This window comes from Pseudoduganella albidiflava (genome assembly GCF_004322755.1).
GTDB classification, from domain to species: domain Bacteria; phylum Pseudomonadota; class Gammaproteobacteria; order Burkholderiales; family Burkholderiaceae_D; genus Rugamonas; species Rugamonas albidiflava.
This window is the reverse complement of sequence record NZ_CP036401.1, coordinates 6,511,851-6,525,422: the sequence shown is the minus strand read 5'-3', so window position 1 is coordinate 6,525,422 and position 13,572 is coordinate 6,511,851. Positions and strand designations below refer to the sequence as shown.

General features: G+C 64.8%; 10 protein-coding genes. 5 read left to right on the top strand and 5 right to left on the bottom strand.

Features of this window, described 5'->3' with window-relative positions:
- Positions 1 to 81: 81 nt before the first annotated feature.
- On the bottom strand, positions 82 to 2,862 hold the full coding sequence (locus EYF70_RS27020) for a M16 family metallopeptidase (protein ID WP_165497800.1): 2,781 nt from the start codon (positions 2,860 to 2,862) through the stop codon (positions 82 to 84).
- A 95-nt stretch (positions 2,863 to 2,957) separates the two neighbouring features.
- On the opposite strand from EYF70_RS27020, the gene EYF70_RS27015 reads away from it, so the two are divergent.
- A complete protein-coding gene (locus EYF70_RS27015; protein ID WP_131148130.1) occupies positions 2,958 to 3,563 on the top strand; it encodes a helix-turn-helix domain-containing protein in 606 nt (201 codons plus the stop codon).
- An 84-nt stretch (positions 3,564 to 3,647) separates the two neighbouring features.
- On the opposite strand, the gene EYF70_RS27010 is transcribed toward EYF70_RS27015, so the two are convergent.
- Positions 3,648 to 5,078 (bottom strand): sensor histidine kinase, encoded by a 1,431-nt coding sequence (locus tag EYF70_RS27010; protein WP_131148129.1) that lies wholly within the window; start codon positions 5,076 to 5,078, stop codon positions 3,648 to 3,650.
- Positions 5,079 to 5,280: 202 nt separating this feature from the next.
- Between EYF70_RS27010 and EYF70_RS27005 the strand changes: the two genes are divergently transcribed.
- Positions 5,281 to 5,727 (top strand): acyl-CoA thioesterase, encoded by a 447-nt coding sequence (locus tag EYF70_RS27005; protein WP_131148128.1) that lies wholly within the window; start codon positions 5,281 to 5,283, stop codon positions 5,725 to 5,727.
- Positions 5,728 to 5,859: 132 nt separating this feature from the next.
- Here EYF70_RS27005 and EYF70_RS27000 read toward each other — a convergent pair whose 3' ends face one another.
- Positions 5,860 to 7,674, bottom strand: a complete 1,815-nt coding sequence (locus EYF70_RS27000; RefSeq protein ID WP_131148127.1) for a DUF885 domain-containing protein — start codon at positions 7,672 to 7,674, stop codon at positions 5,860 to 5,862.
- A gap of 247 nt (positions 7,675 to 7,921) precedes the next feature.
- Here EYF70_RS27000 and EYF70_RS31420 point away from each other — a divergent pair, with 247 nt between their 5' ends.
- Positions 7,922 to 8,590 (top strand): PEP-CTERM sorting domain-containing protein, encoded by a 669-nt coding sequence (locus EYF70_RS31420; RefSeq protein ID WP_218943731.1) that lies wholly within the window; start codon positions 7,922 to 7,924, stop codon positions 8,588 to 8,590.
- A gap of 180 nt (positions 8,591 to 8,770) precedes the next feature.
- Positions 8,771 to 9,442, top strand: coding sequence for a PEP-CTERM sorting domain-containing protein (locus tag EYF70_RS26990; RefSeq protein WP_131148126.1), 672 nt, complete (start codon positions 8,771 to 8,773; stop codon positions 9,440 to 9,442).
- A 270-nt stretch (positions 9,443 to 9,712) separates the two neighbouring features.
- On the opposite strand, the gene EYF70_RS26985 is transcribed toward EYF70_RS26990, so the two are convergent.
- Both EYF70_RS26985 and EYF70_RS26980 read right to left on the bottom strand, forming a co-directional pair.
- Complete coding sequence (locus EYF70_RS26985; RefSeq protein ID WP_131148125.1) at positions 9,713 to 10,891, bottom strand: HPP family protein; 1,179 nt, start codon at positions 10,889 to 10,891, stop codon at positions 9,713 to 9,715.
- A 7-nt stretch (positions 10,892 to 10,898) separates the two neighbouring features.
- Positions 10,899 to 11,387 carry an Lrp/AsnC family transcriptional regulator gene (locus EYF70_RS26980; RefSeq protein ID WP_131148124.1) on the bottom strand — a complete coding sequence of 163 codons (489 nt, stop codon included), beginning with the start codon at positions 11,385 to 11,387 and terminating at the stop codon, positions 10,899 to 10,901.
- A 99-nt stretch (positions 11,388 to 11,486) separates the two neighbouring features.
- Here EYF70_RS26980 and EYF70_RS26975 point away from each other — a divergent pair, with 99 nt between their 5' ends.
- Positions 11,487 to 13,445, top strand: a complete 1,959-nt coding sequence (locus EYF70_RS26975; RefSeq protein ID WP_131148123.1) for an aminotransferase class V-fold PLP-dependent enzyme — start codon at positions 11,487 to 11,489, stop codon at positions 13,443 to 13,445.
- Positions 13,446 to 13,572: the final 127 nt, after the last annotated feature.

Below are 13,572 nucleotides of genomic sequence, written 5' to 3'. Positions count from 1 at the left end.
GCCATGCTACGCAAGCGAGCGGTGCGTCATTTTGATCTGGCGCAAACCTTGCCGAATGTCATTGAACTGCTGCAACACCGTTTAACGAGCGGGGTTGCCATCGCTGTCGAGCACCACGATATCTCCCCAGCCCAGTTCGCGAATGCGCGGCTCGATCTTCTTCAGGTCGCCCACCACCAGCCACACCACATCGTCCGGGCGGATGAATTTCGCGGCGGCGCCGGCCAGTTGCGGGGCGCTCAAGCTGCGCATGCCGGCGGCGTAATTCGCCCAGTAATCCTCCGGCAACCCCAGGTTGATGGTTTCCAGCGCGGCTGATTCCAGCGCATTGATCGTCTCGAAACGCCCGGGCAGGCGCGAGGTCATGTTGCGCATGATGCTGGCGAATTCGTTGCCCTGGATCGGCCGCTTGCCGGCGATGTCGTGAATTTCCTTGTTCACCTCGATCATCGATTCCTTCGTCTTGTCCGACTGCACGGCGATCAGCGTAAAGAAGTTGCGCGGGCCGCGCACGCTGGTCAGCCGACCCACGCCGCCATAGCTCCAGTGCTTGTCCAGCCGCAGGTTGCGGTTCAGGCGCGACGTCGCCATGCCGCCGAAATTCTGCATCACGGGCTCCATCGCCAGGTCTTCCGGCTGGCCCGGCGGCAGCGACAGGTGGCCGGCAAGGATGGTCGATTGCAGCGCGCCGGGCTTGTCGATCAGGTAGATGCGCTTCGCCACCGGCGCCGCGGGTGCCGTGGCGGCCGCCTTCGCGGGGGCACTGCCGGCCTGCCACTTGCCGAACGACGCTTCCAGCAGCGGCACCACCTGCGCCAGCGTGGTGTTGCCGGTCACCACGATGGTCGCGCTGCCGGGCTTGAACCATTCGCCATGCCAGCGAACCACGTCGTCGCGCTTCAGGCTCGCCACGGAGTTCTCGAAGCCCGACGCGGGCAGCGCATAGCTGCTGCCGGCGCCGTACAGGATGGCCGGCAGGGTGCGCAGGGCCAGTGCGTTCGGCTGCGCCTTTTCCTGGGCGATGCCGGCCAGCCGCCGCTGTTGCGCCAGCGCGAACTGGTCGGTGGGGAAGGCCGGCGCCAGCGCCGCTTCGGCCAGAAGGGCCAGCGATGGCGCCAGGTTGGCCGACATCGCCTGCAGCCGCACCAGCGACATGTCCGACCCGGTGCCCGTGAACAGGCGCGCGCCCAGCGATTCCAGCGCGTCCGACATCTGGTAGGCATCACGAGCCCTGGTGCCCTTGTCCAGCAACTCCAGCGTCAGCGAGGCCAGCCCGGCTTTTTCCGGCGTGTCCGCCGCCGTGCCCGCATCGATGGCCAGCGCCACGTTGACGATCGGGGCGGCGTGCCGTTCCAGCAGCACCACTTTCACACCGTTCGACAGCGTGGCCTTCTGCATCGCCGGGAATTTCACGTCCGGTGCGTCGCCCAGCGCGGGCAGCACTTTCCGGTCCACGGCCGGCGCGGCGGCGGACACCTTGGCGAACGGTTTCACCGTCATCGTGTAATGCGGCGCGCGCAGCCACTGCCCGGCCACCGCCTTCAGTGCGGCCGGCTGGGCGGCAGACAGCGTGTCGAGCTGCTTCAGGTAGGCATCCGGCGTGCCGCCGTAGGTCATGCTTTCGGCCAGCACGTCCGAGCGGCCGCCGAAACCGCCCAGGCGCTCGATGCCGCGCGCGAACGCCGCCAGCGTGCTGGCTTTCACGCGCGCCACTTCCGGCGCGGTCGGTCCCTTGTCCAGCAGTTCGGCCAGCGCCGCGTCGAGTTCCCGCTCCACCAGCGCCGGATCGACACCGGGCTTGACCGTGACGGCGATGTCGAATGTGCTCGACAGTTCGCTGACGTCGACACCCGCCGAGACGCCGGTGGCCAGCTTCTTCTCGTCGATGAGCCGGCGGTTCAGCCGCGCATTCCTGGAATTGGCCAGCACGTCGGACACCATGCCGAGCTTCACCACGTCGCTGTCGCGCCAGCCCGGCACGTGCCAGCTGCGATAGATGCGCACTTGCGGCACCTGGTCTTCCATTTCATCGCGCACATTGCCGTCCAGCCGGGGCACCCAGGCCTCCAGGCGCGGCAATGGCGGGCCGGGCGGAATCGATTCGAAGTATTTTTTCACGAGCGCCAGCGCGCGCTCCGGAGTGATGTCGCCGGCCAGCGAGATCACCGCGTTATTCGGGCCGTAGTAGGTGCGGTACCACTCGCGGATATCGTCCAGCGACGCGGCCGCCAGGTCTTCCATGCTGCCGATCACCGGCCATGAATAGGGGTGCGAATACGGGTACATCCTGGCCGACTTTTCCAGGTGCACCCTGCCATAGGGCTGGTTCTCGCCCTGGCGCTTTTCGTTCTGCACCACGCCCCGTTCGCGTTCGAGCATCTCCTTCGAGATGTAATTGCCGAGAAACCCCATCCGGTCCGCTTCCAGGTACAGGGTGCGTTCCAGCGCCGACACGGGCACGTCCTCGAAGAAATTGGTCCGGTCGGTATTGGTCGTGCCGTTGCGGTTGTTGGCCCCCAGGTCGTCCATCGCTTCGCGGAAGCCGTGCGGATGGTTTTCCGATCCGTTGAAGAAGAAGTGCTCGAACAGGTGCGCAAAGCCGGTCTTGCCGCGCTTCTCGTTGCGGGAGCCCACGTGGTACCAGATATTCACGCCCACCACCGGCACGCTGTGGTCTTCGTGCACGATCAGTGTCAGGCCGTTCTGCAGCGTGAACTGCTTGTAGGGGATCACATACGCCTGGCGCTGGTACGGCGCGGCAGCGGGGGCTTTCTCTGCCGGAACCCTGGTGCCGGCCGGCGCGGCCAGTGTTCCAGCGCTGGTGCAGGCTGCCAGCAAGGCAAGGGCGATCGTGCGTTTCATGCGGCTCCCCGATGGTGGACGGATCGGGATATTGTAGCGCGCAGGAACGGCCATGCCGGACCGGACGCCACGGCCATCATGCTAAGATTTGGTCCATGATTCCATCGGCCCTGTTTACTCCCGCCCAGCAGAAATTGCTGGGCTTGTTGTTTGTGCGGGTGAATGAAGGATTTCACCTGAACGAGATCATGCGCCAGACTGGGCTCGGCAGCGCATCGGCCCAGCGCGAGCTCAAGCGGCTGCACGAATCGGGCCTGATCATCTCCGAACGGATCGGCAATGTGCGCCAGTTCCGCCCCAACAAGGACAGCCCCGTCTACGAGGAATTGACCAGCATCGTCAAGAAGACGTTCGGCTTGCTCAGCGTACTGCATTCCACGCTGGGGCCGCTGCGCAAGTCGCTGAACGTGGCGTTCGTGTACGGCAAAACGGCAAGGGAACAGGAAGCGAGCGCGGATGCCGTCGAGTTGCTGCTGATCGGCGAGAACACCACGTATGGGGAATTACTGAACCGGATGCCGGTGGCGGAGCGGCTGCTGCGCCGCAAGATCAACCCGAACCTGTATTCGCTGCCGGACTTCCAGCGGCGCGTGCGGGAACAGCAGGGGTTCATCCTGACCATGCTGGAAGAACGCAAGATCTTCGTGCTGGGCGATGAGACGGACCTGGATCGCATCGTGCAGGATGCGCAGGCGGGATAAGCAAGGCGTGCAAGAACCGCCAGGCAAGTCAGCAGGCAAACGAATCAGGCAGATCGATCTCGAAGGGGTGTACTCGGCGGAAGTTCACTTGGCCCGGTCCGGCAGCGCCATGTCATTGGGCAGGCGCTGGCCGGTCGCCTGCGCGGGCAATGCGCGCTCGAGCGGGAAGCCCAGTGCGAAGCGGGTATAGCGGCCCACTTCCGATTCGCAGGAAATCGTGCCGCCGAACGCCGTCACCACCTTGTGGCAGAAGGCCAGGCCCATGCCAGTACCGCCGCCCGTCTTGCGCGTCGTGTAGAACGGTTCGAACACGTGCGGCAGCACATCGGCGGCGATGCCGTGGCCCGTATCGGTCACCACCAGCATGTTCTGGTCGAAATCCCGGTAGCACTCGATCACCACCGCGCCTTCGCCCTTGGTCTTCAGCGCGTGCAGGGCGTTCTTGAGCAGGTTGTACAGCACGTAGACCAGCAGCGTATCGGAGCCGTAGAAACGGTAGTCGTCGCTCAGCCGGGTACTGACTTTTTCCCGCTCGCGCTCCGTAAACGGGTAGCAGGCCAGCGCCTCGTCGACCACCTTCCTGATCGAGTGCATCGCGAAATTGTCGCGTTCCAGCGAGCCCACGCGGGCCGATGCCAGCAGCATGTCGACGATGAAGTTCGAGCGCGATACTTCAGCCTCGATATGCCGCGCGATCTCGCTCAGGTATTCCAGCTGTTCCTCGTTCAGGCCGGGAGCCTGCGAGCGCCGGTAGCCGGCGATCAGTTCCGGCAGGCTGCGCGCCAGCACGCGCGACTGGCTGCGGATGGTGGCCAGTGGCGTGCGGACCTCGTGCGCGATGCTGGCGGCGGTGGCCAGCGGATCGGCCAGCAGGTTGTGCCGCACCATCGCCTGGGCGATCAGGCCCAGGCTGGCGGCAATGAACAGCACGCCCGGCGGATAGAACTCCACGCCGTAGTTGCACAGGTAGTCGATGGATGCCACGGCATAGATCAGGATGCTCACGAGGCAATAGCGCAGCCGCGCCTTTTCCGTCGACAGCGCCACCTGCTGCCGGCGGTACAGCAGGTACAGGCCGCGCAGGATCACCACCACCGTCTGGAGCAGGTGCACCGGGTGCAGCCAGCCGGCGCGCGGATAGAAGCCGTAGAAATAGGTGTAGAGGCCGGACAGCAGCCAGTCGGTGGAAGGAATCAGCAGCGCCAGCACGCCGGCCAGCGCATAGCTGGCTTGCACGAAGGGGCGTTCGCTGCGGCGGCCCGTCAGTTCCGCGATGAAGTGGTACAGCGTGGTGGGCAGGAACAGGATCGGCAGGTAGCCCAGGCGCACCAGGATCAGCGCCGTGTCCGGGTTCGTGACCTGGAACATCAGGGCCCACGTGGCTTGCCAGCAGAACGTGGTGATGCAGATGAGGAAAAAGGTCAGGCTGGCACGGTTCGCTCCGCGCGAATTCAGCACGTACACGCCGTAGCTGATGAATACCAGCGAGACCAATCCCGGCAAGATCGAATACATGCGCGCTCCTTGGGGAGATGACAGTGAACAGGCAAGCGATCTTAGCAACAGAAAATTGTGCAGTGCGTGCCAAGTTCCCCGTATCTGGCTAAAGGTTGCGTTTAGTCAAAAGGGAATAATGCTTTAAGGCAAAAAGTAGAGGTGTTCTGCATCCTTTCAAACACCTTGCCGGCGGCCGGCGTCCACTTCCCAGGAGAACATCATGTTTATGCATGCCAACGTAGCGAACGAAGCCCAGACCAGCGCTGCGCTGACGTTCCATCACCAGCTCTCGATCTACCTCAAGGATTCGAATGCTTATGGCAATACGTATTTTGCGCGTTATTTCGAATGGCAGGGGATTTGCCGCGAAAAATGGTTCTACGAGTGCATTTCACGCGACATGCTGCAACAGGAGGGGGTGTTCATCACCAAGCATGCGGAGCAGGACTTCCTGCAGGAGACGTTCCCGTTCCAGGACATCACCTGCGAAGTCAACAGCTATGACATCAAGCGTTGCTCGTTCTGGCTGGAGTTTCGTTTCTACGCCAACGGCGAACTGGTGGCGAGAGGGCGCCAGCAGCTGGTCTTTGCCAGCCACACCAAGCAGATCAAGGCATTGCCGGAGCTGGTCTTGAAGCGCATCGGCCGCTACGCCCTGAAGAACTGATGCGGGGAGCAATCGAAGACAGCCCGGCGTCCCGACGCGCGCCACTGCGCCGAGAGACCAGTACCCCTTCCACTTCACCTGGCAGACACACGCGTGCCCAAACAATGCCGCGTATTGGCCAGGCACTGACGATCAAGGCACGCGCTGCTGCGCGATCCAGCCGTCGATCTTCGCTTCCAGCAAACTGAGCGGCAATGTGCCGTCACCCAGCACCTGTTCATGGAAAGCCGGCAGGCTGAACCGATCACCCAGCGCCGCCTGCGCCCGTTGCCGCAACTCCATGATCTTCAATGCGCCGATCTTGTACGCCAGCGCCTGCCCCGGCCAGGCCATGTAGCGTTCCGTTTCGCTGCGCGCCACCGCGTCGTAGCCCAGCGTGTCTTTCATGTACTGGATCGTTTGTTCGCGCGTCCACCCTTTCGCATGCATGCCGGTATCGACCACCAGGCGCGTCGCACGCAGCAGTTCATCGTTCAGGTGGCCGAAGTACTGGGCCGGATCGTCGAACAGGCGCATCTCCCGGCCGAGCGTCTCGGCGTACAGCGCCCAGCCTTCCGTGAATGCCGTGTTGCCGCCGAACTTGCGGAAGTTCGGCAAGCCCAGCTCCTGCATCAGCGCGATATGGAAGTGGTGGCCCGGCTTGCCCTCGTGCAGGAACAGCGTCGTCATGCCCGTGCTGCCGTACTTCGCCGGATCGGTGACGACGGACCAGAACACGCCCGGCCGCGATCCATCCGCCGCCGGCGCCGTGTAATGGTCGGAGGCCGTGTCGCGCGACAGTTCCGGTTCCAGCCGCAAGTCCAGCCTGGCCTTCGGCAGCAGCGTGAACATGGCCGGCAGCTTTTCATCGAGCACGCCATCGAGCTTGCGGTACACGGCCTGCACCTCGTCTTCCGTCTTGAACGGGAAGAAGCGCGGCTGTTGCGAGACCCACACCGGCAGCCCGGCCGCAGGGCCGTCATAGCCCAGTTGCGGGCCCAGCTTGGCGAACTCGGCCTGGATACGTGCCACCTCCTTCAGGCCGATCTCGTGGATCGCTTGCGGCGTCAGGTCGGTGGTGGTCGACTCGGCCACGCGCACCGCATACCAGGCGCGGCCATTAGGCACTTCCGAAAAGCCCGTCGACGTGCGGCAGGCTGGAATGTAGTCCTGCTCGATGAATGCGGCCAGCCGCGCCAGCGCGGGCTGCAGCTGCGCCACCGCGGCGCGGTAATCGGCTGTCAGCGCGGCCTTGTCGGCGTTGGAAAAGGCGGCCGGCATGCGCGTGACGGGCGTGTAGTAGATGCTCTGTTCCGGTGCCGTGCTGACCAGCTTTCTGAACTGCGGCAGCGCCGACACCATGATCGCCTTCGGCTGCGTGACGCCGGAGCGCATGCCTTCGCGCATGTTGGCGATGGCCTGGTCGATCCACGCCGGCAATTGCGTGAGCCGGTTCAGGTAAGCGCGGTATTGCTTCACCGTGGTCAGCGGTTGCGACGCTTCGCCGCTGGCGAAATTGGCCAGGGTCACCGGCATGCTGTCCATCTGGCTGAGCGGCAGCAGGTGGCCCGGATACGGCTCATACGACAGCAGCGTTTTCAGCTCGAAGGCCAGCACGTCGTAGTTGATGCGGTCGCGGTGCGTCAGCTTGTGGCGGTCGATCGCCCCCAGCCGGCGGGTGTAGTCGCGGTAGCGGGCGAACTGCCTGGCCCGTTCGGCCGGCGCGATGGCCATGCCGATCTGGTCGTCGAAGCGGTTGTCGCCATTGTCGGTGGCGTACACCGGCTCATAGCGGGCGATGGCGTCGTAGTACTCGTCCGCCAGCGCCAGGAATTGCTTGCTTTCCGCCGCGGATACGGCGGCCGATACCTTGCCGGCGGTCTTGTGGACCGGTGGCGTGGCGTGTGCCGGGCCGAAGGCCAGCAGCAGGGCCGCGGTCAGCGCGCCCAGGGTCATGCGAGATGTCATGCGTGATTTCCAAATATGGATAGTTAGAAACAAACGGCGCAAGCATAAGCGATCTGTCGCGGCGGCGAAACGGATTTGTCGCCACGGTTCGGGAAACTGTATTGATTTGTCGCGACGGTATGAATGGCAAGTCAGTGCATTTAAACTAACTCTCGGTCAGTGCCCGGGCTGACGACCGCATCGATTCATCACGCTGATTCATCGTTCGATTCATTGTCGATCTCAACCTCGCACTAAGGAAAATAAAATGAAGAAACTGATTGGTTCCGGCCTTCTGGCCGCGGCCCTGGCCGCGCCTTTGCATGTGTCCGCCGCGGACACCGTCGACTGGGTGAACTGGACCGGACTGGCCGGCACGGCCGTCCAGAACGGAAATACCGTCGACGTCACATTCAGCGACACCTCGGTGGGCCTGACCCATGCCGATTACTTTACTGGCGAAGCGGCCTACATCAGCAGCGAGGTCACGAATGGCCCTGGCACCGACGGCATGTTCAGCTTTGTCGGCGGAACCAATGTCGTGCACCACGTGCACTTCTCGGAAGCAGTCCGCAATCCCTACCTGGCCATCGTCAGCCTGGGCAGCTCAAGTGTCGGCGCGTCGTTCGCGTTTTCCAATGTCGGCAGCATCACGCTGATCAGCGAAGGCGACGGATACTACGGCGACGGCGAACTCAGCATTTCCGGCGGCACGGTCACCGGCCTGGAAGGCCATGGCGTGGTGCGCCTGAACGGCAGCTTTACGGACCTGTATTTCACGACCCCGCAGGATGAGTACTGGTATGGCGCGTCGATCGGCATACCGGTCGTGGCGGTGCCGGAACCCGGCACCTGGTGCATGCTGGCCGCAGGCGGGGCCATGCTCGGCATGCTGGGCCGCCGCCGCAAGGATGGCAAGCAGGAACAGTCCACCTGAGCCAGACCCATCCGGCCGGTGCGGGGGCGCCGGCCGGATGGCGGAAATGTCTGCTCATTCAGGTAAATTGTATTGCTTTGTCATATCGGTGTTGTTCCGATGGTAATGCCATTAGACTAACGTAAAGCTTGTATCAAGCAAGCAATAACCGTTATCTAACGCAATCAATCAGGAGCACGCATGAAAAAACTGTTCGGTCTCGGCCTGCTAGCCGCCACCCTGGCTGCACCGCTGCACGCTTCCGCCGATCCGGTGAGCTGGATCGACTGGAGCGGCAAGGCCGGCAGCATCGTCCAGGACGGCAAGACGATCGATGTCGCCTATACCGGCGCGGCGGGTATCTCGCATTCCGACTACTTCTCCGGCTTCCCGACAACGTTCACCAGCGACGAGGTGAGCAACGGCCCCGGCTCGAACGGTTTCCTGCAGCTTTCCGGCGGCGCGTCGGCACAGCACCATCACATTCATTTTTCGTCTGCTGTCGTCAACCCCTACGTCGCCTTCCTCAGCCTCGGCGCCTTCAATGGTGCCGCCACGTTCACGTTCCAGGGCGTCAACAAGATCGACCTGTTCAGCCAGGGCAGCGGCCCGTGGGGCGGAGGCGGCCTGACGGTCTCCGGCAATGTCGTGAGCGGCGCCGAAGGCAATGGCGTGGTGCGCCTGAACGGCACGTTCACCGACCTGTACTTCACGACGCCTGTCTATGAGAACTGGTACGGTGCCGCGATCGGCGCCGCCGAGGTGTCGCCGGTCCCGGAACCGGGCACTTGGGGCATGTTGCTGGCCGGCGGCGCCGTGCTGGCGCTGGTGGGCCGCCGCCGCGGCAGCGACAAGTTCGCGCACGCAGCGTAATCGCCACCCCTGCTGGAAACCCGGTGACACAAAATTGGTAGTGAAGCAGGGGTTTCGACGAGCATGGCTCGTCGCCTGCGTAACGGAGATGGCCTGCAGGCTATCTCTCCTTCCAGGCTCCGATTCTTTGCAATGTTTCCGGAAAAATGGTGACTGTCACCGTTTTTCGTGCAATGTTTCCGGGAAAATGGTGACTGTCACCGTTTTTCGGAAATCGGAGCCTGTCCCCGGTTTTTTTGTCACCGGATTGTGGTTGGCGTTTTGCAGCGCTCATGCCGGTTCCGAGGTTTCGGCGAGCCGGTGTTCGTACAGCGCGGCCACCACGTCCGACTGGGTGACGATGCCGACGAAACGCTCGTTGGCGTCGACAATGGGGATGTGGTGCAGCCCGGCATCGGCCATCAGCGGCACCAGGTCGACGATCGGCGTATCGGCTTGTGCCACGCGCGGGCGTGCCGTCATGATCTGGCCCACCACTTCCGCCTTTTCCGTGTGCGACAGGCCGGTCGGCTTCAAGAACTCCTTCAGCTTTTCGCGCATGCCGCGGTAGTCGTCCAAGCCGCTGTGCTTCAGGAAATCGCTCTGCGTGACGATGCCGATCACGCGCCGCGCCGGATTGAGCACGGGCAGGGCGGCGATATGGCGCTCGCGCATCGCGTGCCATGCCTCCGTCAGCGGCGTGGCGAATTCCGCCGTCACCACGTCGCGCGACATGATGTCGCCGCAGGTGATCACGCCGAAGCGGCGCTGGTAGGCGCGCAATTCGGTCTGCAGGAACAGCGCTTCCAGGTCGTCGCGGCTGATGTCGAGCACCTGGCCATAGCGCCGCAGCACGGCATCCAGGTCTTCCGGCTTGAAGCCCAGCCGCACGGTCGGCACCTCATCCCTGGTGGCATGCGGATTCGGATGCGACAGCGTCTGCGCGTGTGGATAGCGCCGCCCCGTCAGGTTGTTGTAGACGATCGCCGCGGCCACCAGCAGCACCGAATCCACCAGCACCGGGCCCAGCGCGAATGAAAAGCCGGCCGCATGCACGGCGGGGCCGCCGATCACGGCCGTCAGTGCCGCTGCGCCGCCGGGTGGGTGCAGGCAGCGCATGAAGAACATGACGGCGATGGCGAGCGCCGTGCCCACCGCCGCCAGCGCGGGCATCGGCATCAGGTGGCCCAGCCAGCGCACGCAGGCGGCGCTGACCAGGGCGGAGATGACGTTGCCACCGATGACGGACCACGGTTGCGCCAGCGGGCTGGCCGGCACGCAGAACAGCAGCACCGACGAGGCACCCATCGGCGCCACCAGCCAGATCGCATCGTCACCCAGCATCAGGTGGGCGACCGTGCCCGTCACGAAGAGTCCCAGCAGGGCGCCGACGCTGGCACGCAGGCGTTCCTGGATGCTGGCCGTGCTGGGAGCGGGCAGCAAAACACTAAACAAAGATCTTACACGCATCTTTTGATTATCCCATGGCGACCCCATGCGCGACCAGATCCAGCGGCAGCGCGGTCGTGTATTTGATCTGTTCCATCGAAAAAGCCGACGAGACGCCGGTCAGGTTGGCCACCCGGATCAGCTTCTTGTAGAAGCGGTCGTAGCCGTCGATATCGGTGGTGACCACCTTCAGCAGGTAGTCGACATCGCCGCTCATCCGGTGGAATTCCATCACTTCGGGCAGCGCGATGACGGCGGCGGCAAACCTGGCCAGCCATTGTTCGTCATGCTGGCTGGTGCGCACGCTGACGAACACAGTGACGGGCAACCCGGCCTTGCGGCGGTTCACCAGGGCGACGCGGCGGTCCAGGTAGCCGTCGTCCTGCAGCCGCTTCAGGCGCTTCCAGCAGGGCGTGCTGGTCAGCCCGACCTTTTCCGCCAGATCGGCCACGGACAGCGTGCCATCCACCTGCAACGCACCCAGGATCGCGTAATCGAATTTGTCGAGATCGTCCATGCTGAATTTTCCAATTTATAAGAACAAACATGCTCATTATGCGGTCAATACAAGACTATTTGGCATGGCTGCTCCGCCGTTGTCCGCTAAGCTGGGTGGATGGACAATGAAATCTATCTCGACGGAAACGCCACGACGGCCGTCCTCCCTGCCGCACTGCGGGCCGCCACGGAAGCCATGGCGGAGCGCTACGGCAACCCCAGCAGTACTCACGCCACGGGGTTGAAGGCAAAAGCGCTGCTGGACGCCGCGCGCGAACGCGCCTGCCGCCTGCTCGGAGTCGGCCCCGGCCGGCTGATGTTCAACAGCGGCGCCACCGAAGGCATCCAGACCGCGGTCTTGTCCGCGCTGTGCGCAGTGCGGGCCCGCCGGACCGCGGGGGAACCGGCGGGCACGCTGCTGGTCTACGGGGCCACCGAACACAAGGCCGTACCGGAGAGCCTGGCGCACTGGAATGTACTGCTGGGCCTGGACCTGGAACTCGTGCCGCTGCCGGTAGGGCACGACGGGCGCCACGATCTTGCCGCGCTGCGCCGGCTGGCGCCACACGCCGCGTTCGTCTGCACGATGGCCGCCAACAACGAGACCGGCGTGATCTCGGACCTGGCCGGCATCGCCGCCGCGCTGGCGGACAGCCCGGCCCTGTGGATGGTCGACTGCGTGCAGGCGCTGGGCAAGCTGCCGCTCGACCTGGCCGCCACCCGCATCGACTACGCGCCATTTTCCGGCCACAAGCTATATGCGCCGAAGGGCGTCGGCATGCTGTACGTGCGTGCCGGGGCACCGTTCACGCCGCTGATGAAGGGCGGCGGCCAGGAGACGGGCTGGCGTTCCGGCACCGAAAACATGGCCGGCATCGCCGGGTTCGGCGCGGTGCTGGCGGCGCTGGAGCCGGGCAGCCTGCCGGACGGCGCCACGTTCCGCTCCCATGCCGAACTGTGCGCGTTTCGCGACCGGCTGGCGGATGCGCTGGGCCAGGCGCTGCCCGGCATCGTCTTCAACGCGCCTTTCGACAAGGCATTGCCGACCACGCTCAATTTTTCCGTGCCAGGCTTGTCCAGCAAGGAATTGCTGGACCTGTTCGACGCCGCCGCCGTGCGCGTCTCGGCCGGCAGTGCCTGCTCCGCCGCGAAGGCGCAACCGTCGCATGTGCTGGAGGCGATGGGCTTGCCCGAATGGCGCAGCAGCAATGCCGTGCGGCTGTCGTTCGGCCCGCTGATGGAAGAGGCCACCGTGGAGGAAGCCTGCGCGCGCATCGCCCGCTGCGGCGCGGCCCTGCGCCAGGCAGGCTTGCTGGGCGAACCGACGGCGGCACGGCCGGACGGCTTGCTGCAGCTGAGCGCTGGCGGCAGCCACACGTGGCTGGTGTTCGATGCCGCCAGCGGCAGATGCGCCGTGATTGATCCACAACCGGCGCTGGAAGACCGCATCGGCACGCTGCTGCGCGCGCACGGCTATCGCGAGGCGGTCCGGCTGTCCACGCACGACGGCACGGGGTGGCCGGCCGCCGGCGACAGCCTGGGCCTGGGCGCGCAATGCCTGCGCCGCCTGGCGTCCGGCACCGGCCGCCAGTGCTACCTGCTAGGCCCGGACGGCGAAGCGCCGCGCCATGCTTTCATCGGCGCCGCCGATCCTGCCGGCCTGGCGCAGCTGCTGCCCGCGAATATCCTGCTGTGCCCGGGAAGGGATGCGCCCGATGCGCCACCGGCGCTGTGCACGGTGCCGCCCGCGGATACCGCCCCGGCATCGCTCGCCGGCATGCATCTCGATGCGGCCGCCGTGGCAAGCCTGCTGCGCGAGCACCCCGCCGCGCTGCTGGTCGATGTCCGTGAGCCGTACGAACATGCGGCGACCGCCCGGTTCGCCGGCCTGCGCGCGGTCAGCATTCCCCTGAGCCGGCTGGCGGGAGAGCTCCCCGCGTGGCTGGCGCGGGCCGAGCGGGTCCCGCTGGTGTTCTTTTGCCGCAGCGGCAACCGCAGCGCCCGCGCCGCCGGTTGCCTGCGCAGCCTGGGCTATGCCGAGGCTTACCATCTGCAAGGCGGTATCGCCCTGTCCTGAGCAGCCTGGGGGCAAACCGGTTCTGCATGAGGCGGCCCACGGGCCACCTTTGACGTTTACCTGAGCCACGCTCATGGCGCCGAGGGCGGGTTTTTTGCACTGCACCATCGTTGTGTCCGCTAGCGAA

Coding starts and splice junctions, on each gene's coding strand:
- EYF70_RS27020 (WP_165497800.1), bottom strand. CDS start 2,862: ATGAAACGCACGATCGCCCTTGCCTTGCTGGCAGCCTGCACCAGCGCT.
- EYF70_RS27015 (WP_131148130.1), top strand. CDS start 2,958: ATGATTCCATCGGCCCTGTTTACTCCCGCCCAGCAGAAATTGCTGGGC.
- EYF70_RS27010 (WP_131148129.1), bottom strand. CDS start 5,078: ATGTATTCGATCTTGCCGGGATTGGTCTCGCTGGTATTCATCAGCTAC.
- EYF70_RS27005 (WP_131148128.1), top strand. CDS start 5,281: ATGTTTATGCATGCCAACGTAGCGAACGAAGCCCAGACCAGCGCTGCG.
- EYF70_RS27000 (WP_131148127.1), bottom strand. CDS start 7,674: ATGACATCTCGCATGACCCTGGGCGCGCTGACCGCGGCCCTGCTGCTG.
- EYF70_RS31420 (WP_218943731.1), top strand. CDS start 7,922: ATGAAGAAACTGATTGGTTCCGGCCTTCTGGCCGCGGCCCTGGCCGCG.
- EYF70_RS26990 (WP_131148126.1), top strand. CDS start 8,771: ATGAAAAAACTGTTCGGTCTCGGCCTGCTAGCCGCCACCCTGGCTGCA.
- EYF70_RS26985 (WP_131148125.1), bottom strand. CDS start 10,891: ATGCGTGTAAGATCTTTGTTTAGTGTTTTGCTGCCCGCTCCCAGCACG.
- EYF70_RS26980 (WP_131148124.1), bottom strand. CDS start 11,387: ATGGACGATCTCGACAAATTCGATTACGCGATCCTGGGTGCGTTGCAG.
- EYF70_RS26975 (WP_131148123.1), top strand. CDS start 11,487: ATGGACAATGAAATCTATCTCGACGGAAACGCCACGACGGCCGTCCTC.